Annotated in this window: 25 protein-coding genes and 1 pseudogene; 13 read left to right on the forward strand and 13 right to left on the reverse strand. The window is 71.8% G+C overall.

The features are described from left to right. Positions 1-22: 22 nt before the first annotated feature. The 3 genes from KALB_RS33350 to KALB_RS33360 all read right to left on the reverse strand — a co-directional run bounded on the left by KALB_RS33350 (position 23) and on the right by KALB_RS33360 (position 2,649). Positions 23-922 carry a tyrosine-type recombinase/integrase gene (locus KALB_RS33350; protein ID WP_025360011.1) on the reverse strand — a complete coding sequence of 300 codons (900 nt, stop codon included), beginning with the start codon at positions 920-922 and terminating at the stop codon, positions 23-25. A 64-nt stretch (positions 923-986) separates the two neighbouring features. After that, positions 987-2,003, reverse strand: a complete 1,017-nt coding sequence (gene ligD, locus KALB_RS33355) for a non-homologous end-joining DNA ligase (RefSeq protein WP_025360012.1) — start codon at positions 2,001-2,003, stop codon at positions 987-989. Positions 2,004-2,016: 13 nt separating this feature from the next. Further along, positions 2,017-2,649, reverse strand: a complete 633-nt coding sequence (locus KALB_RS33360; protein WP_025360013.1) for a TetR/AcrR family transcriptional regulator — start codon at positions 2,647-2,649, stop codon at positions 2,017-2,019. A gap of 64 nt (positions 2,650-2,713) precedes the next feature. Here KALB_RS33360 and KALB_RS33365 point away from each other — a divergent pair, with 64 nt between their 5' ends. The 10 genes and pseudogenes from KALB_RS33365 to KALB_RS33410 all read left to right on the forward strand — a co-directional run bounded on the left by KALB_RS33365 (position 2,714) and on the right by KALB_RS33410 (position 7,885). After that, positions 2,714-3,883 carry an acyl-CoA dehydrogenase family protein gene (locus tag KALB_RS33365; RefSeq protein WP_025360014.1) on the forward strand — a complete coding sequence of 390 codons (1,170 nt, stop codon included), beginning with the start codon at positions 2,714-2,716 and terminating at the stop codon, positions 3,881-3,883. Continuing rightward, positions 3,880-4,710 (forward strand): MaoC/PaaZ C-terminal domain-containing protein, encoded by an 831-nt coding sequence (locus KALB_RS33370; protein WP_051913353.1) that lies wholly within the window; start codon positions 3,880-3,882, stop codon positions 4,708-4,710. The genes KALB_RS33365 and KALB_RS33370 overlap by 4 nt, the downstream gene beginning before the upstream one ends. 71 nt (positions 4,711-4,781) lie before the next feature. Continuing rightward, positions 4,782-5,006: pseudogene (gene gvpJ, locus KALB_RS33375) on the forward strand (gas vesicle protein GvpJ); the annotation flags it as partial. 65 nt (positions 5,007-5,071) lie between these two features. Continuing rightward, positions 5,072-5,824 (forward strand): GvpL/GvpF family gas vesicle protein, encoded by a 753-nt coding sequence (locus tag KALB_RS33380; RefSeq protein ID WP_025360017.1) that lies wholly within the window; start codon positions 5,072-5,074, stop codon positions 5,822-5,824. 4 nt (positions 5,825-5,828) lie between these two features. Beyond that, complete coding sequence (locus KALB_RS33385; protein ID WP_025360018.1) at positions 5,829-6,077, forward strand: gas vesicle protein GvpG; 249 nt, start codon at positions 5,829-5,831, stop codon at positions 6,075-6,077. Between the two features lie 2 nt (positions 6,078-6,079). Further along, positions 6,080-6,367, forward strand: coding sequence for a gas vesicle protein GvpO (gene gvpO, locus KALB_RS33390; RefSeq protein WP_025360019.1), 288 nt, complete (start codon positions 6,080-6,082; stop codon positions 6,365-6,367). Next, a complete protein-coding gene (locus tag KALB_RS33395; RefSeq protein ID WP_035976564.1) occupies positions 6,358-6,672 on the forward strand; it encodes a gas vesicle protein in 315 nt (104 codons plus the stop codon). The genes gvpO and KALB_RS33395 overlap by 10 nt, the downstream gene beginning before the upstream one ends. Next, positions 6,665-7,417 (forward strand): GvpL/GvpF family gas vesicle protein, encoded by a 753-nt coding sequence (locus KALB_RS33400; protein ID WP_025360021.1) that lies wholly within the window; start codon positions 6,665-6,667, stop codon positions 7,415-7,417. The genes KALB_RS33395 and KALB_RS33400 overlap by 8 nt, the downstream gene beginning before the upstream one ends. Continuing rightward, a complete protein-coding gene (locus KALB_RS33405) occupies positions 7,414-7,593 on the forward strand; it encodes a gas vesicle protein (protein WP_025360022.1) in 180 nt (59 codons plus the stop codon). The genes KALB_RS33400 and KALB_RS33405 overlap by 4 nt, the downstream gene beginning before the upstream one ends. Beyond that, complete coding sequence (locus KALB_RS33410) at positions 7,583-7,885, forward strand: gas vesicle protein K (protein ID WP_030111259.1); 303 nt, start codon at positions 7,583-7,585, stop codon at positions 7,883-7,885. Before KALB_RS33405 ends, KALB_RS33410 begins: the two co-directional genes overlap by 11 nt. Here KALB_RS33410 and KALB_RS33415 read toward each other — a convergent pair whose 3' ends face one another. The 5 genes from KALB_RS33415 to KALB_RS33435 form a co-directional block, all read right to left on the reverse strand. Continuing rightward, on the reverse strand, positions 7,886-8,218 hold the full coding sequence (locus KALB_RS33415; RefSeq protein ID WP_025360024.1) for an SCO6045 C-terminal-like domain-containing protein: 333 nt from the start codon (positions 8,216-8,218) through the stop codon (positions 7,886-7,888). Next, positions 8,215-9,027 carry an MbnB/TglH/ChrH family RiPP precursor modification enzyme gene (locus KALB_RS33420; protein ID WP_236650078.1) on the reverse strand — a complete coding sequence of 271 codons (813 nt, stop codon included), beginning with the start codon at positions 9,025-9,027 and terminating at the stop codon, positions 8,215-8,217. Before KALB_RS33420 ends, KALB_RS33415 begins: the two co-directional genes overlap by 4 nt. Before the next feature lie 85 nt (positions 9,028-9,112). Then, positions 9,113-10,015: a TIGR04222 domain-containing membrane protein gene (locus KALB_RS48875; RefSeq protein WP_025360026.1), complete on the reverse strand. Its 903-nt coding sequence runs from the start codon at positions 10,013-10,015 to the stop codon at positions 9,113-9,115. A gap of 344 nt (positions 10,016-10,359) precedes the next feature. Next, positions 10,360-10,788 carry a peptide-methionine (R)-S-oxide reductase MsrB gene (gene msrB / locus KALB_RS33430; RefSeq protein WP_025360027.1) on the reverse strand — a complete coding sequence of 143 codons (429 nt, stop codon included), beginning with the start codon at positions 10,786-10,788 and terminating at the stop codon, positions 10,360-10,362. Positions 10,789-10,842: 54 nt separating this feature from the next. Continuing rightward, complete coding sequence (locus tag KALB_RS33435; protein ID WP_025360028.1) at positions 10,843-11,796, reverse strand: asparaginase; 954 nt, start codon at positions 11,794-11,796, stop codon at positions 10,843-10,845. Between the two features lie 84 nt (positions 11,797-11,880). Between KALB_RS33435 and KALB_RS33440 the strand changes: the two genes are divergently transcribed. After that, entirely contained in the window at positions 11,881-12,519 is a 639-nt protein-coding gene (locus KALB_RS33440; protein WP_025360029.1) for a GntR family transcriptional regulator, read from the forward strand. A 118-nt stretch (positions 12,520-12,637) separates the two neighbouring features. On the opposite strand, the gene KALB_RS33445 is transcribed toward KALB_RS33440, so the two are convergent. The 4 genes from KALB_RS33445 to hemE form a co-directional block, all read right to left on the reverse strand. After that, the gene (locus tag KALB_RS33445; protein ID WP_025360030.1) at positions 12,638-14,347 is read right to left on the reverse strand and encodes a patatin-like phospholipase domain-containing protein; all 1,710 of its coding nucleotides are present in this window, start codon (positions 14,345-14,347) and stop codon (positions 12,638-12,640) included. A 141-nt stretch (positions 14,348-14,488) separates the two neighbouring features. Further along, positions 14,489-15,181, reverse strand: coding sequence for a hydrogen peroxide-dependent heme synthase (gene hemQ / locus KALB_RS33450; protein WP_025360031.1), 693 nt, complete (start codon positions 15,179-15,181; stop codon positions 14,489-14,491). Further along, entirely contained in the window at positions 15,169-16,611 is a 1,443-nt protein-coding gene (hemG, locus tag KALB_RS33455) for a protoporphyrinogen oxidase (protein ID WP_025360032.1), read from the reverse strand. The genes hemQ and hemG overlap by 13 nt, the downstream gene beginning before the upstream one ends. Beyond that, a complete protein-coding gene (gene hemE / locus KALB_RS33460; protein ID WP_025360033.1) occupies positions 16,608-17,681 on the reverse strand; it encodes a uroporphyrinogen decarboxylase in 1,074 nt (357 codons plus the stop codon). Before hemE ends, hemG begins: the two co-directional genes overlap by 4 nt. A 96-nt stretch (positions 17,682-17,777) precedes the next feature. Here hemE and KALB_RS33465 point away from each other — a divergent pair, with 96 nt between their 5' ends. Next, positions 17,778-18,344, forward strand: a complete 567-nt coding sequence (locus KALB_RS33465; protein ID WP_025360034.1) for a DUF3000 domain-containing protein — start codon at positions 17,778-17,780, stop codon at positions 18,342-18,344. Positions 18,345-18,649: 305 nt separating this feature from the next. On the opposite strand, the gene KALB_RS33470 is transcribed toward KALB_RS33465, so the two are convergent. Next, positions 18,650-19,819 (reverse strand): dipeptidase, encoded by a 1,170-nt coding sequence (locus KALB_RS33470; protein WP_025360035.1) that lies wholly within the window; start codon positions 19,817-19,819, stop codon positions 18,650-18,652. A 238-nt stretch (positions 19,820-20,057) separates the two neighbouring features. On the opposite strand from KALB_RS33470, the gene KALB_RS33475 reads away from it, so the two are divergent. After that, entirely contained in the window at positions 20,058-20,774 is a 717-nt protein-coding gene (locus tag KALB_RS33475; protein ID WP_035969312.1) for a response regulator, read from the forward strand. The last annotated feature ends 10 nt before the right edge of the window (positions 20,775-20,784 follow it).

Consider the following 20,784-nt stretch of genomic DNA (forward strand, 5'->3'; position numbering starts at 1 on the left):
CGTGTCACCAGTGACGCCCTGGCTACACACGGTCCCCTCTGGACAGTCGCCTGGCTGCGACCTCAGCGCGCACATCGGCGCCGGACGCGCCATAGCGTTCCAGCATGGCGTCCGAGGACCAGCCCGCGAGTCGTTTGAGGGTCTGGCCTTCCCCACCGTTGAGCAGGAAGTCGTGCGCGTAAGTGTGCCGGAACCGGTGCGGGTTGGTCGGTCCGGTGATCCCAGCGATCTGAGCGCGCTTGTCTACGAGCCAGCGCAGGCCGTCAGGCGTCATGGCACCGCGCTCACCGAGCCAGAAGGCGGCGAGGTGTGCGTGCCGGTGCCTGGCACGGGCTCGGCGATAGCGGTCAAGGGCTCGTCCGGTCTTGGAGCTGAAGTAGACAAGGCGGATCTTGCCTCCCTTGCCGTTGACGAGAATCGCGTCACGCTCGAAGTCGACGGTTTCCGTTGTCGTGGCACAGATCTCGGAAGCACGCACACCGAGGTCGAGCAGGCAGCGGATGATTGCTTCGTCGCGGAGGTCGGCGAACTCCTTGCCCTTGCACGCCCCGATCCACGCCTTGAGCTCGTCGTCGGTGATCACGGGCACGATCGGATCGGAGGGCGCGGGCTTGCGCATCCCGGCCATCGGGTGCGCAGACAGCTCCCCTTCGGTGACAAGCCAAGTGCAGAATCGGTGGAGTCCGACCCAGTACGTGCGCAGGGTGCCCTTGGTGAGCCGGTTGGCGACCTGTGCGAGCCACTCCTGGATGGACTCGCGTCTCAGCTCTCCCAGCACGGGTTCGCGCCCCTGCTCGCCGAGCCAGTCGGCGAAGAAGCGGACTGGCTGGCTGTAGGCGCGGTAGGTGTTGTCAGAGCGCCCCTCGGCGCGGAGATCACGACGGAAGGAGGCCAACAAGTCCACCAGCGGCTCCTCGATCATGAGCCGAGGTTATCCGGCGAGTGGACTGTATGCTAGCCCTCGACCAACTCCATCAGAGGCTGTTTCAGCTGGTAGAACCCTTGGCACGGCTCGGTTGTACCCGCTTGGGTTCGCCTGCCATCTTGGGGTAGTCGGGCGGGTAGGGCATCTCACCGCGGTCGTCGGCCTCGTACCACTGCAACAGGGTTTCGATGCCGAACGACTCGGCGTCCATGGGGGCGTTGGCGTCTCCGTGCTGGGCGAGCCAGTCGGGCACGGTCAGCACGTCGAAGTCGTCAGGGTCCACAGTGGACAACTGGTCCCAGGTCACCGGCACGGACACGGTGGCGCGCGGGGTGCCGCGCACGGACCAGGCGGAGGCGATGGTCCGGTCCCGGGCGGCCTGGTTGTAGTCCAGGAACACGCGTTGCCCGCGCTCCTCCTTCCACCAGGCGGTGGTGGCCAGTTCGGGCACACGGCGCTCGACCTCGCGGCCCAGGGCGATCACGGCGTGCCGCACGGCGATGAAGTCCCACTCCGGGCGGATCCGCACGGCGACGTGGATGCCGCGCCCGCCGGAGGTCTTGGGGTAGCCGGTGATGCCGAGTTCGCCGAGCACCTCGCGCAACACCTCGGCGACCCGCACGGCGTCGCGGAAGTCGGTGCCGGGCTGGGGGTCGAGGTCCACGCGCAGCTCGTCGGGCTGGTCCACTCGGGGCCTGCGCACGGGCCAGGGGTGGAAGTCGAAGGTGCCCATCTGGGCGGCCCACACGATGACGGCGGGCTCGGTGGGGCACAGCTGCTCGGCGGTACGCCCGGACGGGAAGGTGACCCGCGTGGTCTGCACCCACTCCGGCGCGCCCTTGGGCAGCCGCTTGGCGTAGAACGGCTCACCGGTGACCCCGTCGGGGTACCGCTTGAGGGTGGTCGGCCGGTCCCGCAGCGCGTTCAGCAGCGGCTCGGCGACGGCCAGGTAGTACTCGACCACCTGGCGCTTGGTGATGCCCCGCTCGGGGAAACAGACCTTGGCCGGGCTGGACACCCGCACGACGCGTTCGCCGTCGGGGCCACCGGGCACGGTCAGTTCGAGGTGCTCCGCCACACCGCAGACCCTCTCACGACTGGCCGGTCAGCGCCTCGTAAACGGTGTCGAGACCGGTCAGCAGCGCGGACAGGGCCAGCTCGAAGCTGTCCTGGTCCACCTCCTGGGCGTGCTCGCGCAGCAGGTGGGCCTGCCCGAGGTGCGGGTAACGGTCCACGTACAGCTGGGCGTCGTCGGAGAAACCCGCGGCGAAGGAGCTCATCGCGGCGCCGACCACGAGGTACTTGGTGGAGGCGCCGATCATGGTGGCGTAGCGCGGCGGCCAGCCCGCGCCGACCAGCGCCCCGTGCACGGCGTCGGCCCTGCGCAGGGCGGCGTCGCGGCGACCGGGCCCCTGGGACAGCAACGGCACCATGTTGGGGTGCTCGGCCAGCGCCGCCCGGTAGGAGCGGGCCCAGGAGGCCAGGCCGGGCCGCCAGCCCTGGGTGAAGCCGGACACGTCCACCCGCTCCATGATCTCGTTGGCGATCTCGTTGAGCAGGTCCTCCTTGGTGGCCACGTGGCTGTACAGGGAGGCCGCGCGCACCCCCAGCTCGGCGGCGAGCTTGCGCATGGACAGCCCCTCCAGCCCCTCGCGGTCGACCAGCTCCAGCGCGGTGTCCCGGATGCGCCGCCTGCTCAGCAGCGGCGTGCTCGGCCTTGGCATCGGCCACCTCCCTCCCGTACATTTAAAACCTAACACCGTTCGGTTTTGCGCAGGAGGGTAAGGCGTGGACTTCTCACTCAGCGACGAGCAGCGCGAGATCAGGGACTGGGTGCGCACCTTCGTGCGCAAGGAGGTCATGCCGCTGGAGGCCGAGGTGCTGCGCCGCGAGCGCGCCGGGCAGCAGGGCTTCACCTTCGAGCAGTCCCGCGAGCTCCAGCTCAAGGCCAAGGAGGCCGGGTTCTGGGGTGTGCTGACCCCGCAGGAGTACGGCGGCATGGGCCTGGACGCGGTGACCGCCGCGCTCATCGAGGCCGAGCTTGGCCGCTCCTTCGTGCCGTTCTACCTGGGCGGCAAGGCCGACAACATCCTGTTCCACGCCAACGAGGAGCAGCAGCAGCGCTACCTGCTGCCCACCATCGCCGGTGACCGCAAGTCCTGCTTCGCGATCACCGAGCCGGGCGCGGGCTCGGACGCGCGCAACATCCGCACCTCGGCCCGCAAGGAGGGCTCGGAGTGGGTGATCAGCGGTGAGAAGACCTTCATCACCGGCGGCAACGAGGCCGACTTCGTGATGGTCTTCGCCGTCACCGACAAGGAGAAGGGCGCCGACGGCGGGGTCACCTGCTTCCTGGCCGACCGGGACATGGGCTGGAAGTCCGAGCCCATCGACACCATGGGCGAGTGGGGCCCGGCCGCGCTGGTCTTCGACGAGGTGCGGGTGCCCGAGGAGAACGTGCTCGGCGAGGTCGGCCAGGGCTTCCGGCTGGCGATGCAGTGGATCGGCCAGGGCCGCTACCTGCTGCCCGCCAGGGCCATCGGCGCCTGCGAGCGGCTGGTGGACATGGCCGTGGAGCAGGCCAAGACCCGGGTGACCTTCGGCCAGCCCATCGCCGAGCGGCAGGCCATCCAGTGGATGCTGGCCGACTCCGCGGTGGAGATCGAAGCGCTGCGCTGGCTGGTGCTGCACGCCGCGTGGCAGGTGGACCAGGGCGTGGACTCCCGTCAGGCGCAGTCCATGGCCAAGCTGTACGGCGGTGTGAAGGCCAACGAGATCGTGGATCGCGTGCTGCAGATCCACGGCGGCATGGGCTACACCCGTGAACTGCCCGTGGAGCGCTGGTACCGCGAGCTGCGCCTGCTGCGCATCTACGAGGGCACCGACGAGATCCAGCGCCGCACCATCGCGCGCAACCTGCTCAAGGGCCACGCGAAGATCGGCGGCTACCTCGGGTGATCGACCAGTCGATCCTGGGCGTCGTCGAGGGTCCGTGGCGCAAGTCCTGGACCCCCGACGACGCCCTGCGCTACGCGGTGGGCGTCGGTGCGCACGAACTGGCCTTCGCCACCGAGAACTCCACCGGCGTGGACCAGCAGGCGTTGCCCACGCTGGCCCTGGCGCTCACGCACTGGACCGAGCCCGCGCAGGTGTTCGGGGACGTGGACGAGTCGCTGGTGCTGCACGCCGGGCAGTCGCTGGAGCTGCACCGGCCGCTGCCGGTCGCGGGCACGGTCGAGGTGACCCGCCAGGTCACCGACATCTTCGACAAGGGTTCGGGCGCGCTGGTGCTCAGCCGGGTCGACGCCGTGCACGCCGACACCGGGCAGCCCGCGTTCACCGCGCGCTCCTCGGTGTTCCTGCGCGGGGAAGGCGGGTTCGGCGGCGAACGCGGCCCGTCGGCGCCCCGGTGGCAACCGCCCGATTCCCCACCGGACGTCGTGCTGCGCTTCACCACCTCGCCCACGCAGGCGCTGCTGTACCGGCTCTCCGGTGACCGCAACCCCTTGCACAGCGATCCCGTCTACGCGGCGAAAGGCGGTTTCGCGCGGCCCATCCTGCACGGGCTGTGCACGTACGGCATCACCTGCCGGTTGCTGATCACCGAGCTGCTCGGCGGGGGCGCGCACCGAGTGTCCACTGTGGACGCACGGATGAGCGCTCCAGTGCTACCCGGTGAGGAACTCCTCGTCAGCGCCTGGCAACTCGCTGACGGCGCGGTCTTCCGCACCTGCACGGCGGCGGGGGCCGTGGTGCTGGACGCGGGCCGCCTCACCTCCCGCTGAGGGCCCGACCGCGCTTGTGCCGCCGCTGTGCCCGGCTGCTGTTCACTACCAGCGAGCCGAGAGGTGGTGCGATGACTCTGCAGACACGTGGTGCGGCCGGAGTGGAGAGGCCCACGGCGAGCGGACTGGCCGACGTCCTGGCCCTGATCCTGGACAAGGGTCTGGTCATCGACGTGTACGTGCGGATCTCCTTGGTGGGCATCGAACTGCTCACGATCGACGCCAGGATCGTGGTGGCCAGCGTGGACACCTACCTGCGGTTCGCCGAGGCGGTCAACCGCGTGCCCATGCCGGACCCCGGGGAGCTGCCGGGCACGCGGCCCACAAGCGCCTCGGCGGTGCCCGAGCGGGAGTTGCAGGCATGACGAACGACTTCCCGGACCGTGCCTGCTACGTCTACGGACTCGTACCGGGACTGACGACGCTGCCCGAGAACCTGCCCGGGGCGGAACTCAGGCTGGTCCACCACCGCGAGTTGGCCGCGGTTGTGGGCGAGGCGCCGACGGACCGTCCACTTGGGACGCGCAGCGACCTGTTGGGCCACAGCGCGGTGCTCGACCAACTAGCCCGAACCGCGCCGGTGCTGCCAATGCGGTTCGGCACGGTGGTGCCCGACGAGCGGGCAGTCGAACGGGAAGTGCTGGCCGCACAGCACGACCTGGTCAGCCAGGCCCTCGACCGGCTCAACGGCAAGGCGCAGTTCGTCCTGGGCGTGCGCTACCTGGAGCAGGTCGTGCTCACCGAACTGCTGGACGAGGACCGCGGGATCAGCCGACTCCGCGCGGCCGTGGCGCGGTTGCCCGAGCGAGCGGGCCACCACGAGCGCGTGCGGTTGGGCGAGGCCGTCGCCCGCGCACTCGACCGCAAGCGGGCCGGGGACGCCGCAGTGCTGGAGGCCGCGCTGCGATCACAAGCCGTGGCCGTCGAGGTCCGGGAACCTGCCGACCAGTACGAGGTCCTGGACGCGGCGTTCCTGGTCGAACTGTCCCGCGCCACCGCCTTTGAGCAAGCCGTGGACGAACTCGCCCAGCGGGTCGGGCACCGGATGCGGCTGCGGCTGCTCGGGCCGATGGCCGTCTACGACTTCGTCGGCTCCCTCACCGGAGCGGAGTGAGGCGATGGGTCTGCTCAGCGCTCTGGTCACGCTGCCGCTGGCACCCGTCCGAGGGGTCATCTGGCTGGCGGAGCGGTTGGCCGAACACGCGCAAGCCCAACTGCACGACCCGCAGGTGATCCGCGGTCAGCTCGCGGAGCTGGCGCGGGCCAGGCAGCGCGGCGAAGTGTCCGAACAGGACGGTGACCGCCTGGAACAGGAACTGCTCGACCGCCTGTGGTCGGCCCGACCACCGGGACCGGAGGGGCTTTGATCGTGTCCGAGGACGAGCTGGGCCGTGCGGCGGCGGACGGGCTCCAGCACGCACGGCAGGCCGGCAGGTACCTCGCCGAGCTCACCGGTCGGGAGCCGGGGGGCGTGGTGTGGCTGGAGGCGGCCGAGGACGGTTGGCAGGTCGGGATCGAGGTGGTCGAGGAACGCCGGGTGCCCTCCGCCAACGACATCATCGCGATCTACGAGATCCGGCTGGCGGCGGACGGCGGGCTGCTGTCAGTGCGCAGGACCCGCAGGTACTACCGGAGCAGCATGGAGGACTGGACTTGAGTGTCGACGCAGCCCCCGCGAACCTGGCCGACATCCTGGAACGCGTGCTGGACAAGGGCCTGGTCATCGCGGGGGACATCCGGGTGAGCCTGCTCGACATCGAGCTGCTGACCATCAGGCTGCGGCTGCTGATCGCCTCGGTGGACCGCGCCAGGGAGATGGGCATCGACTGGTGGGAGCACGACCCCTCGCTCAGTTCGGGCGGCCGGTCGACGCGGGAACTGCTCGCCGAGAACCAACTGCTCAAGCAGCGCCTCGCGGCCGCGGAGGCCTTGCCGGACAGGCAGGGGGGCGAGAGTGGTTGAGCGGGCGCTCAGGTACCTGTACGCGGTGTCGCGCCGGGTGGAGTTGGACTGGGTGTACGGGCTGCGCGGGGTCGGGGGTGAACAGCCGCACGTGGTTGCCGCGGGCGGTGTCACGGCTGTGGTCGGCGCGGTGGACCAGGCCGAGTTCGGCGTGGACGCGTTGCAGGGCGCGCTGGCGGACCCCGTCCGGCTGGAGCAGTTCGCCCGCGCGCACCACCACGTGGTCGACAGCCTCGCCCTGCGCACGACGACCGTCCCGCTGCGCATGGGCACCGTGTGCGAGGGCCTGGCCGGTGTGCTGGCCCTGCTCACCGGCCACCCCGACCGGTTCCGCAGCCTGCTCGACCGGTTCGAGGACCACCAGGAGTGGGGTGTGAAGGGCTACCTGGACGCCGACTGCGCGGAGACGGAGGATGCCGCGGCGACCTACCCCGGTCGGTCAGGCACGGAGTACCTGCTGCGCCGACGGGCGGCCCAGCACCGGGACGCCCAGCGCACCGACCGGGTGATCTGGGTCAGCGGACAGGTGCACGCCGAGCTGTCCGCACTCGCGGCCGGGGAGCGACTGCTGCGCCCGCGCGGATCGTTGATGGTGCTCAACGGCGCGTACCTGGTGCGGCGGGCGGATGTGCCGGGCCTGCGGAGGGTGGTGGCGGGTCTGCCGCGGAGCCATCGCGGGCTGCGCCTGGAGGTCACCGGGCCGTGGGCGCCCTACTCCTTCGTGGACGAGGGGGCGCGGCCGTGACCCCGCAGAGCGCCCAGCCCGTCGCGCTGGTGGACCTGCTCGACCGCCTGCTCGCCGAGGGGGTGGTCCTCGTCGGGGACCTCACGATCAGCGTCGCGGACATCGACCTGGTCCAGGTGTCCCTGCGGGCGCTGGTGACCAGCCTGCTGCCGGAGGGGGCGCCAGGTGGACCGTGACTCGGGGCCCCGGGTGGACATCAGCCCCGACGGGGTGGACCGGGGACTGGCCCGCCTCGTGCTGACCGTGGTGGAACTGCTCCGGCAGCTCCTGGAACGCCAGGCGGTCCGCCGGGTCGACCTCGGGGACCTGTCCGAGGCGGAGATCGAGCGGCTGGGCACCACGTTGATGCTGCTCGAACAGCGGATGACCGAGCTGCGCGCGGCCTTCGGCCTCACCGCGGCGGACCTCAACCTCGACCTGGGCCCGCTGGGCACCCTGTTGCCCCGCGACGGGGCCGACCCGCGCTAGCTAACGCGCCCGCCGCCACCACGAACGTCGTGGCGCGGCCAGCTCGCCCTGGTCCACCAACCAGGTGCCGAAGGCCTCGGCGTCCTCGCGGGCGCGGCTGCCCGCGAGCCGGGGGTGGTCCACGGCGTAGGCGGTGAAGGTCAGCGCGAACCGGTCGCCCAGCGCCTCGGCCAGGTCGGGCCGGATCATCGCGACGACCCGGCGCCGCTTGGCCAGCAGCGCCCTGGTCTGCGCGGCGATCCGCTCCGGGTCGAAACCGGCGGGCGGCTGGCCACCCGCGAGCAGCGCCCGGAGCAGCTCACCCTGTTGCAGGGCAAGGGATTCGCGAGTCATGACAGCACTTCCCGGATCGCGGTGAGCTCGGCGGCCAGTTCCTCGTCGGTCGGGTACTCGTCGTCACGTTCGAGCAGCACGCCCGGCGGCTTCGTGCGCGAGCACAGTTCGCCGAGCAGGTCGAGCACCTCGCGCTGCACGGCGTGCGCGTGCGTGTCGTGGTAGAGCCCCTCCCGCTCCACCCCGCCCGCGACGTGCACATAAGCCAGTCGCTCCAACGGGATCGCGGTCAGGAACTCCACCGGGTCGGTACCCAGGTTGCGCGCGTTGGCGTGCAGGTTGGCCACGTCCACCAGCAGCCAGCAGTCGGTGCGCTCCACCAGCTCGGCGAGGAACTGGCCCTCGGTCAGCTCGGCGCCCGGCCAGTCCAGCAGCGCGGCCACGTTCTCCAGCGCCAACGGCACCGGCAGCAGGCGCTGGGCCTGCTTCACGTTGGCCACCAACACCTCCAGCGCCTCGCGGGTGCGCGGCACGGGCATCAGGTGGCCCGCGTCGAGCCCGCCCGCGCGCACGAAGCACACGTGGTCGCTGACCAGCGGTGCGCGCACGGTCTCGGCCACGGCGGCCAGGTGCTCCACCCTCGCCGCGTCCACCGGGTCGGCGCCGCCCAGCGACAGGGACACGGCGTGCGGCAGGATCGGCAGCCCGCGCTCGGCCAGCAGCCGCAGGGACTCGGGCAGCTCGCCGGGGTGCAGGTTCTCCGCGACGACCTCCACGAAGTCCACACCGGGCAGCCGTTCCACGGTCAGGTCGATCTCGGGCCGCCAGCCGATGCCGACGCCCAGGTGTGGTGCGGTCACAGTGCGCACGAGCTACCTCCCCCGGTCATCGGCGCACGGCACGGCCGCACCACCAGGTGCCGCCGCGCCACGCCGACCTCCAGCAGGGGCGTGTTCATCCCCCGCACCCCCCGCCGCCACAACCGCCGCCACCGCCTCCGCCGCAGCTCGACCCGCCGCCACTGCTGCAACTGGAACCCCCGCCCCCGCCGCCGCCCCACCAGCTCGACCCGGACGAGCCGGTGGTCATCGTGGCCGGGTAGATCGCCGAGGTGACGTCCCGGTCCGGGAAGGCGAGCAGCCCGCCGAGCACCACGGCCCCGGCGGCACCGCCGAGCAGCAGCGCCTCGTTCGACCCGATGACGTTGCGCGCCTTCATGGTGCGGCTGAGCACCCGATCACCGCGGAAGGTCCTCAGGTGCTGCTTGCGCAGCAGCAGCGCCAGCAGCACGGTCAGGGCCGCGCTGAGCACCAGCAGCGCGCCCAGCCACCCGGCGGGCCGGTGCAGGTTGACCCCGTTGACGAACCGGGCCAGCCCGACCAGGAACACCAGGCCCATCGGCGCCGCGGACAGGGTGCGGAAACCCCGCGCCCGCGCCGGGGCGACCACCAGGCCGTCCCGGACCAGCTGCTCGCCGATCGCCGCCAGCTCACGGGACTCGGCGAGGCGGTTCTGCAACGCGACCAGCCCGTAGCCGGTGGGCGGCCGGCACTTGCGCAGCACCGCCGCCTCCAGCGGGTCGGCCGAGGCCGGGCCGGTGGCCACCAGGTAGCCGGTGCCGCGCGAGGCGCGCAGCGCACCGGACTCCAGCAGCCTGGCCACGGCCGTCTCCACCGCCCGCGCCGGACCACCCGACAGGTAGCCCAGCTCGGACGCGCTGAGCTGGCGGGCGGGTCCGGCCTGAGCGGCCTTGGCGGCCACTCGGACCAGCAGGGCCGCCAGCAGCGCGACCCCGATGCCCACCAGGTAGTACGAAAGGAATTCGGGGCCACTGATGCCCCACGGTTCCTGTCCCATCCTCCACCCCCGAAGGAAACGACATAAATTCACTCGATCAGGCTATTGCGCCAATGTGTTCCGAGTGAATGACGACAGTGAAAGAAAGGCCGGGTGCTGCGGCTGACCCCCAGTCGGCCGCAGTACCCGGCACCGCCCCCTACACGTCCGTCGGAGCCCCCTGGCCACCGACCGACCACACGTTCATCCTCGCAGGTCAGCACCCCTTCTTCGGGGCGGAAGACCGGCTACTTCCGCTGACGCCAGGTCCTGTCCCTCATGGCCCCTCCGGTCCCTTGGCGAACCTTTTGTGGGACCAATCTTCAGCCCGCCGGAATACCGGAACAAGACCTCTTGAGCAAGGCTTAGGGTGCCTGTTCCTCGACCAGCCGGAGCGAGATGCTGTTGATGCAGTACCGCTGATCGGTGGGGGTCGGATAGCCCTCGCCCTCGAAGACGTGGCCGAGGTGGCTGTGGCAGGTCGCGCACAGCACCTCCACCCGCACCATGCCCATGGCGCGGTCCTCGCGCAGCACCACGCGGTCGCCCGCCAGCGGGCTGAAGAACGAGGGCCAGCCGCAGTGCGAGTCGAACTTGGTGTCGCTGCGGAACAACTCCGCCCCACAGGCCCGGCACTCGTAGACCCCGGTGGTCTTGGTGTCGGTGTACTCCCCGGTCCAGGGCCGCTCGGTGCCCGCCTGGCGCAGCACGGCGTACTCCTGCGGGCTCAACTGCTCGCGCCACTCCTGCTCGGACTTGACGACCTTCGGGGTGGCTCCGACAACGGGTTCCATGCCACCAAGCTAATAGATCGACAGCGAACCCGCGGTTGACGAAGTCTTACGCCCTCAGGCGGCCACGGCGGCGAACGCGGGCCGCACCCCGCCGACCTTGCGGCCGTGGCCCAGCACCGGCGCCTCGGCCAGCGCGGACAGCCCGCTGACGTCCAGGCCGAGCTCGCGCAGCGCGGCCACGACCACGACCGGGCGGGCGCGGGTGGAGCCGTCGGCGATCTTCACCGCCACGGCGGACCCGTCGGGCAGGCCGATCGCGTAGACGCCCTCGGCCCCGTCCTTGGCCACCGACCCGGGCAGCGCGGCCATCAGCTCGGTGACGTCACGCCCGGTGCCGCCGACCCACTCCGGGTACCGGCTCATCGCCTCGGCGACGCGGCGCTCGGGCGTACCCGCGGGCGCTGCGGCCAGCCTGCCGAAGGCCCTGGCCAGCCCGGTGAGCGTGATCGCGAACAGCGGGGCGCCGCAGCCGTCCACGCCCACGGCGCCGACCGACTCACCGGACAGGTCCTCCAGCGCGGTGCGGGCGGCCAGTTGCAGCGGGTGGCCCGGCTCCAGGTAGTCGTGCGTGGACCAGCCGTTGTGCACGCAGGTGGCCAGCATCGCGGCGTGCTTGCCGGAGCAGTTCATGTAGATCGGGGCGCTCTGCCCGCCACCGGCCAGCAGCGCCTGCTTGGCCTGCTCGCCCAGGGGCAGGTCGGGGGTGCACTGGAGCGCGTCCTCGGTGAGTCCGGCACCGGCCAGGATCCGGCGCGCGCCCTCGACGTGGAACGGCTCACCGGAGTGGCTGGCGCAGGCCAGTGCGAGCAGCTCGCCGTCCAGCGCGAGCCCGCTGCGCACCATCGCCAGGCCCTGGAACGGCTTGTTCGAGGAGCGCGGGTAGGTCAGCTCGTCGGGCTGGCCGACAGCCAGCACCTGGCGGCCCTGCGCGTCCACGGCCACGACCGAGCCGTGGTGGACCGACTCCAGGAACTCGCCCCGCCACACTTCCGCCACGAGCTCGTGCACCTCGGTCCCCTCACGCAGATGAACTGTAAACTGTCGACAGTTAACAACTTGCCCTGGATCGTTGTAAAGGTGGAGGTTCATCACATGTCGGTCGACCTCCCCGTGCACGTGAGCCTGGCCGGTCAGACGGTGTCGGTCCTGCGCGAGCTGGTGCTGACCGGCGAGATCGCGGCCGGGGAGCGGGTCAACGAGGTCGGCGTGTCCCAGCGCCTGGGCATCAGCCGCGGCCCGTTACGCGAGGCGATCCGCCACCTGGCCAGCGAGGGCCTGCTCGTGCTGACCCCGAACCGGGGCGCGCGCGTGCCGCAGCTCACGCCCGAGGAGGTGCGCGCGCTGTTCGAGCTGCGCACCGCCCTGGAGTGCGCCGCCGCCGCACTGGCCGCCCAGCGGCGCACCGAGGAGGACCTGGTCAAGATGCGCGGGGCGGTGATCCGCGCGCGGACCGGGCTGACCACCGGCGAGTTCCCGTACCGGCTCGACCTGGCCTTTCACCAGGCGCTGATGGACGCCGCGCGCAGCCCACTGATCGCCGAGCAGGTCCGCCTGGTGCAGCAGCGGGTGATCCTGTTGCGGGCCAGCATCGAGGTGGCCTTCTCCCACGAGCAGGCCTCCATCGACGACCACGAGGAACTGATCACCGCGATCGACGCCCGCGCGGGCGACCGCGCCGCCGAGATCATGTCCCGCCACCTCGACCGGGTCCGCGACCAACTCCTCACCTGACCCACGAGTCCCGGCCACCCGCACGCGAATCCCGCCCACCGGAGCACGAGTCCCGGCCAGCCGCACGCGAGTCTCGGCCACGGGAGCCCGAATCCCCGCCTGGACGGGCTCCCGCGTCTCAGACGTCCGGGGTGATCCGCATCGTCATCGGGGGCAGCGGGTCCTGACCGTCCACGAAGGACTCCCCGCTGGGCAGCCAGGCGCACGAGCTGGCCAGCAGGCCGCTGGTGGCCTCGGCGGCCTCGCCGCACCAGACCGCGGTCACGCCCTCGGGCAGTTCGGTCCCCGGTGCCCCCTCGGCGAACCACCGCCCGTACTGCTCGGTGTAGGCCTCGCGGAAGCTGACCCGCCCGTCGTGCGGCCGGGACAGGTTGCGCTGCACCATGCGCATGGTCAGGGCGTAGCGGTCGAGCCAGTGCCGGTGGAAGTCGAACGCGGCGAGCTGGCGGCCCGCGGCGGCGCCCTTGGCGTCCACGTCGGCGATCATGTCCGGCGGCATGGTGAGGTTGAACCCGCCCTCGCCGTCGGACAGCGGGATCGGCACGACCCGATCGCGGAACCCGGGCAGCTGCGCCTGGAGCGTGTCGTGCCAGTTCATGCCCGCCAACAGGATCGAGTGCAGGTAGCCGACGACCTTGGTGGGATCGGGCAGCCGCTGCGGGCGCTGCGGTTCGGGCCGGCCGGTCGGCGGGATCGGGGCGCCGAAGTACAGGCCGAAGGTGGGCCGGGTGGGCAGCCAGGCGTCGAAGAACTGGATCGGGAAGTTGCTGGAGATGCCCCCGTCGGCGAACCAGTGCCGTGCGACGCCCTGCTCCTTGACCGTCCACAGTGGAACCGCGGAGAGCATGACCGGGAAGGCGAGGCTGATCCGGGCGGCCAGCAGCACCGGCATGCCGCCGCCGGGCAACGCGCGCAGCTGACCGGCCTCCGGGTAGCGCACCGGGCAGGTCCTGGCGAGAAAGTCCAGCACTGGCTTGGGAACCAGCGGGCGGAGTTCGTCGACGGAGAACAGGTACTCGACCCCGGAGTGCGACCCGTTGGGCATGCGCACCGGGCGGCCACCGGTCACGTCGGTGGTCATCAGTTGCAGGTCAACACCCCGGGAGAGCAGGTCCTCGAAGGTCAGCGGATCGTCCTCGGCCCGCCCGGCGATGTGCTGGATCTTCTTGTGCAGCCAGTCGGTGAGCGCGTCGGCGTCGGCGGGCCGCTGCTTGGCGCCCGGCACCATGCCGAAGTTGTTGGCGGGCATGCGCTTGACCAGCCCGCGCACCGACCAGCCCAGCGCGACCACCAGTCCGAGCGCGGCGGTCACCAGCACGCCGAAGGAGAACACGACCCAGCCCAGCACGCCGAGCCCGCCCAGTGTGCCGCCCGCGCTGTGCACCAGCACCACGCCCAGGCCGAACGCCGCGGCCCCGGACAGCAGCGCGGGCAGGAACAGCCAGCGGACCAGGCCCCACAGGTAGGTCATGGCCTTGGCGCCATCGGTGTGCTTGGCCTGTGCTCCCAACAGGATGCGGAACAGCGGGGCCGCGTCACGGGTCGGCCTGAACAGCCCGGCGATCAGCCCGGGGGTGCGCAGCTCCGCGCGCAGCGCCTCCAGCCGCTGGAAGCCGCCGCTGTCGCGGGCGTACTCGGCGGCGGCGGTCACCGCGGCGGCCATCGCCCCGGCCGAGGCCCCGCCGATGCTGCGGAACCGGAAGTGCTTGTGCAGCTCGATCACGGCCGCCGGATAGGCGACCCCGCTGGTGATCCCGCCCTGCATCACCAGGTCGCACTCGGTGGGCGCCGCCGGGATCGGGGCCTGGTCGGACTGCGTGGACGCCACTGCCACCACCTCAGTTCAGCCGCTGACAACCAGATTAATGATCGTCCTGTACGGACTGAAAGAGCCGTCGGGGGGACCTTGAATACCGAGCGGGCCCAGCACTGCCCGAACGGCGGACCGATCGGGCAGTGCGGCGAACGGCTACGGGAGGGCGGCGACCAGCTCCGCGGCGGGCACGCGGGTGCCGGTGTAGAACGGCACCTCCTCGCGCACGTGCCTGCGGGCCTCGGTGGCGCGCAGGTGGCGCATGAGGTCCACGATGCGGTGCAGCTCGTCGGCCTCGAAGGCGAGGATCCACTCGTAGTCGCCCAGTGCGAAGGAGGCCACGGTGTTGGCGCGCACGTCCGGGTAGTCGCGCGCCTCCTTGCCGTGGTCGGCCAGCATCCTGCGGCGGTCCTCGTCGGGCAGCAGGTACCACTCGTAGGAGCGCACGAAGGGGTACACGCAGATGTAGTTGCGGGCTTCCTCACCGGCCAGGAAGGCCGGGATGTGGCTCTTGTTGAACTCGGCGGGCCGGTGCAGTGCGACCTGGCTCCACACCGGGGTGCTGGCGCGGCCGACCGCGGTGTGCCGGAAGCCGGAGTACGCGGCCTGCAACTGCTCGATCTGCTCGGCGTGCCACCAGATCATGTAGTCGGCGTCGGCGCGCAGACCCGCGAGGTCGTAGACGCCGCGCACGACGACGCCCTTGGCCTCCAGCGAGTCCAGGTACTCCTGTGCCTCGGTCGCCGCCGGGCCCCGGTTCTCGGGCAGCCGACCGGACTCGGCGCGGAACACCGACCACATCGTGTAGCGGATGGTGTCGTTCAACTCGGTGTAGTTCAGGCGGGCCATGCACCCATCGTCCCACCGGTGGGCCGGTAGCGGCCCAGCAGGTGGGCAGCGACACGGGCCGCGGCGGCCTGTGAGGTGGCGATGCACGCGGGCACGCCGACCCCGTGCAGGCTCGCGCCCGCCACCGCCAGTCCGGGCACCTCGCGCACGGCCGCCTCGATCGCGCTCACCCGGTCCAGGTGGCCGACCCCGTACTGCGGCAGCCCGCCGCCCCACCGGGTCACGCTGGTCTCCAGCGGCTTGGCGGTGATCCCGGTCAGCTCGGCCAGGTCCGCGAGCACCGCGCTGACCAGTTCCTCGTCCTCGACCTGCAACGAGGCGGCCTCACCCGCGCGGCCCACCGAGCCGCGCAGCACCAGCGGTTCCCCCGCCGGGGCCAGGTGTGCCCACTTGCGGCCGGAGTAGGTGAACGCCTTCGCGGTGAACGGGGTGCCGTCGGCGTGCCGGTCGTCGGCGGCGATCAGCACCCCGGAGTTGGTCGGCAGCGCCACGTCCGGCGGCAGTGCCAGTGCCACCACGGCCATCGAGGCCAGCTCGACCTCGGCGAAAGCGTTTGCGGCAGCGGGAACGGTGTCGGCCAGCAGCTTGCGGGCCGCGGGCGCGGGCACCGCGAGTACCACCCCGTCCACGAGCACGGCCTCGGCGCCCAGGTCCAGGCGCCAGCCCGTCTCGGTGCGGCACAGACCGCGCACGGTCTGCCCCAGCCGCACCGTGGCGGCGGAGGCCTCGGCGAGCCGGTCCACCAGCGAGCCCAGGCCACCGGCGAGCGTGCCGAACACCGGTGGGCGACTGGTGCCCTTCTGCGGCGGGGCGGGCACCAGCGTGGCCGCCGCGGCGACCAGCGAGCCCACGCCCCGGTCCAGGGCCCGCGCCAGGGCGGGCATGGTGGCCCGCAACCCCAGCGCGTCGGCACGGCCCGCGTAGACCCCGCCGAGCAGCGGGTCGACCAGCCGGTCGGCCACCTCGGGGCCGAACCGCTCACGCAGCAGCGCGCCGACCGCCACGTCCCCGTCCAGCTCGATCGGCGGCAGCGTGGGCTCCTCGGACACCCGGCGCAGCGCCTGCTCGGACAGCACCTCGCGCACGGCCTCCGCCGAAGCGGGCACGCCCATCAGCGTGTGCGCGGGCAGCCTGTTGGTGCGCCCACCGGCGCGCACCGTGGCGCCCGCCTGGGTGGGGTGCACCAACTGCTCGGCCATGCCCAGCTCGGTGATCAGCTCGGTGGCCTCGCCGCGGCGGGCCAGGAACGCCTCGGCGCCCACGTCGAACCCGCGCCCGGCGAACTCGATCGTGCGCAGCTTGCCGCCCAGCCGGTCGGCCTGCTCGAACACCGTGATCTCGGCCGCGGGTCCCAGCAGGCGGCGCAGCCGGTAGGCGGCTGCCGTGCCGGAGACGCCGCCGCCGATGACGGCGACGCTGGTGGGCGTCATGAGAGGGAGTGCACCAGGTCGGCGACTCTGGTGACCACCTCGGGATCGGTCTGCGGCAGCACCCCGTGGCCCAGGTTGAAGATGTGCCCGCCCGCGGCGCGCCCCTCCTCGACGATGCGGCGCACCTCGCGCTCCAGCACCGGCCAGCCCGCGAACAGCAGTGCCGGGTCCAGGTTGCCCTGCACGACCGGCTCGGGGCCCTCCGGCCGGGCGGCGCGCAGCCTGCGGGCCGCCTCGTCCAGCGGGATGCGCCAGTCCACGCCGACCACGTCGGCACCGGCCTCGCGCATGGCGGGCAGCAACTCGCCCGTGCCCACCCCGAAGTGGATCCTCGGCACGCCCGCGTCGGCCACGGCCGCCAGCACGCGCGTCGAGTGCGGCAGCACGAACTCGCGGTAGTCGCGCTCGGACAGCGCGCCCGCCCAGGAGTCGAACAGCTGCACGGCGTCCACCCCGGCCTCGACCTGCAGGCGCAGGAACTCGCCGGTGATCGTGGCCAGCCGGTCCAGCAGCGCGTGCCAGACCTCCGGCTCGGAGTGCATCAGCGCCTTGGTGCGCTCGTGGTTGCGGCTGGGCCCGCCCTCGACCAGGTAGGAGGCCAGGGTGAACGGGGCGCCCGCGAAGCCGATCAGCGGGGTGTCGCCCAGCTCGGCGGTGAGCAGCCGGATGGTGTCGGCCACCGGCTCGACCTGTTCGGGGCGCAGCAGCGGCAGCGCGGCCACGTCGGCGGCGGTGCGCACCGGGTTGGCCACGACAGGGCCGGTGCCCGGCACGATGTCCAGGTCGACACCGGCCGCGTAGAGCGGCACCACGATGTCGCTGAACAGGATCGCCGCGTCCACGCCGTGCCTGCGCACCGGCTGGAGCGTGACCTCGCAGGCCAGCTCCGGGGTGAGGCAGGCCTGCAGCATCGGCGTGCCCTCGCGGACCTGGCGGTACTCCGGCAGGGACCGACCGGCCTGGCGCATGAACCACACCGGGGTCCTGGACGGGGCACCGCCGCGCGCGGCAACCAGCAGTGGGGATTCGGAGAGGTCCCGGCGTGCCGAGACCGGTGCAGTGTTGGTCATCTCGCCCTCCATGCTCCCACGCCTCGGGAACGCGCGAGCCGCCGGTTCGGCGCGGCGCACGGGGCGGGGCACCGGTTGGCCCTAGAGTCACGTCACGTGACCGGGAAGTCGGAACCGCCTGAGCTGTTCCGGCAGGCCGTGCAAGCGCTTCACTCGGTGCGGCCGAGGCCGGAGGTCGAGCTGGTCGAGGTGCGCGCGCCGCAGCGGCTGGCGCCGTGGTCCTTCGCGTTCAGCGCGGAGGCGCACGGGCCTGCCGACGAGCTGGCCACCGGCCGGCTGGTACTGCTGCACGACCCCGAGGCGGAGGACGCCTGGGGTGGGGTGCTGCGGGTGGTCGCCTTCGTGCGGGCCGAGCTGGACGCCGAGCTGGCCAGCGACCCGCTGCTGTCCGCCGTGGCCTGGTCCTGGCTCACCGACGCGCTGGAGGGGTCCACCGCGCACTGGAGCCAGCTGGGCGGCACCGTCACGCAGACCTCCTCGGCCCGGTTCGGCGACATCTCGGGTCCCGCCCGCACCGACGACCTGGAGCTGCGCGCCTCCTGGACCGCCGACGACGCCGAACTGGCCGCGCACGCCGACGCGTTCTGCGAGCTGATCTCCAGCACCGTGGGCCTGCCCCCGGTGGGCGTCACCCTGTTCACCCAGCGCCAGGGCACGCCGTAACGCCGCTACGGGTTGTCCACAGGCCGTGAGTTGTCCACACGTGGATCTTCAGCAAGATCAACTAGGTGGGGTGGCGGGTAGACTGGAGCTGGGCACGCCCCCCGAGGAGTGGCGGGGGCTGAGCTGGGGGGATGGGCCGCGGCGGCCTGCTCCGCAGCTCCGCGGCGAAAGGTCCTTTCGCCGCGTCCAGCGCTGCGAAAGCCACCTTCGCGGCATCAGCGACCCATGCCGCCCGCCCCACCCGGCCACGTCATGAAGGTGCCCTTCACGACGTCGAACGTCTCAAAGGGCACCTTCATGACGCGTCAACCCCGCAGCTTGCGCGCCACGGCCTCGGCGTCGCGCAGCACGCGCAGGGTGTTGGCCCCGGCGAGCTTGGCGCAGTCCTGCTCGCTCCAGCCGCGGTCGAGCAGTTCGCCGATCAGGCGCGGGTAGCAGGACACGTCCTCCAGGCCGACGGGCAGCACGCCGACCCCGTCGTAGTCCCCGCCCAGGCCCAGGTGGTCGATGCCGAGGACCTCGCGGGCGTGCTCCAGGTGGGCCACGACGTCCGCGATGGTGACCTCCGGCTTGGGCTCGGTCCACGTGGCGGTGAACCGCTCGCGCTGGGCGATGTCGCGGTGGTCGGCCCCGGCGGCGTGCATGGCCTCGCGCAGCCGCCCGTCCCACTCCGCGTAGGCGGGCGACACGAAGGCAGGCACGAATGTGACCATGCACACACCGCCGTTCGTGGCCAACTTCGCGAGCACGTCGTCGGGCACGTTGCGCGGGTGGTCGGCGACGGCCCGGCAGGAGGAGTGGCTGAAGATCACCGGCGCCTGGCTGGTGGCCAGCGCGTCGCGCATCGTGGTGGGGGCCACGTGCGACAGGTCGACCAGCATGCCGAGCCGGTTCATCTCGCGCACGACCTCGTGGCCGAACTCGCTCAGACCAGCGGAAACGGGCTCGTCGGTTGCCGAGTCGGCCCACGGGGTGTTCAGGTTGTGGGTCAGCGTCATGTACCGGACGCCGAGCCGGTGCAGCGCCCGCAGCACGCCAAGGGACTCGGCGATGGCGTGCCCGCCCTCGGCACCGAGCAGGGAGGCGATCCGCCCGTTGGCGAACGCGGCCTCGGCCTCGTCGGCGGTGGTCGCCATGGCCAGGTGTTCCGGGTACCGCGTTGCAAGTTCGTACACCAGTTCGATCTGCTCCAGCACGGCGGTGACCGCGCTGTGCCCGGTGTACTGGCAGGGCACGTAGACGGACCAGAACTGCAGGCCCAAACGGCCCGCACGCAACTTGACCAGGTCGGTGTGCAGGTCGGACACGCGCTGCGTCAGGTCGACCCCGGCCCAGTCGGCCAACCAGCCCACTCCCCCGGCGCGTTCGCGCAGTGCCCACGGCAGGTCGTTGTGCCCGTCGGCCAGCTGGTGCAGCTCCAGGAGCGCCTCGGCGCGCGCTGCGGACCCGTTCGGGGACACCGTCAACTCCTTCATGTCGTCATGAACCGTTCTCGCGTTAGCAAACTCGCGCGGCATCCCTCGATCGTGCGACAAACCTGCCCGCCTGTGACAACTCGATCGGGATAGATACCCGTTTGATCGTCCCGCTGACCCGCTTGGGCGGCTACGCTGCTGCCGTCGACACCACTTTCGGTCGATCAGTGGCGCGGCTGATTGGACGAGAGTCCCGGTGCCGGTCGGGGGGCACGACCGACTCCAGGGAGGTAGTGACGTGGCTGCCGTCGGCTTAGGTCAGGCCGTTCGTACCACGCCAGCCGGCTCGTTGCCGGCGAACATGGTCCCGCACCCGCGGGAGGAATTGTTCTCAGTGCTGGTGGTTGACGACCACCCACTGCTGAGGGAGGCGATAGCGGCCCGGTTGACCCAGATGGGCGCCGGAACTGTGCATGAGGCCGCATCGGTGGCCGAGGCGAGGGCGCGTGCCCTGGCCACGGGACCGTGCGACCTGGCGATCCTCGATCTCGGGTTGCCCGACGGAAGCGGCATCGACCTGGTCACGGAACTCCGTGCCCAGGGTTGGCCGCGCATCGTGGTACTCGCGTCATCCGACGACCCCTATGCGGTTCGGTCGGCCTTCCAGGCAGGCGCTCAGGCGTACCTGCTGAAGTCCGCCTCGCCCATGGTGGTCACCGACGGGGTGCGCCGAGTGCTCGACGGCGGGGTGTACGCAGACCCGAGTGTGGCACCGGTCCTGGCTGCAGGAACGCGGGTGCCCGGCACCGACAACACGCCGCGGGAACTGTCCGCGCGTGAGGTCGAGGTGCTCCAGCTGGTCGCCGATGGCCAGAGCAACAAGGAGATCGGCGAGGCTCTGAACCTGTCCGCGCTCACGGTGAAGTCACACCTGTCGCGGATCGGTCGGAAGCTGGGCACCGGGGATCGCGCTCAGATGGTCGCGTTGGCCATGAGGGCCGGTGTGATCCGCTGAGCGGACGTGA

The organism is Kutzneria viridogrisea DSM 43870 (genome assembly GCF_000525635.1).
Classification (GTDB): Bacteria; Actinomycetota; Actinomycetes; order Mycobacteriales; family Pseudonocardiaceae; genus Kutzneria; species Kutzneria viridogrisea.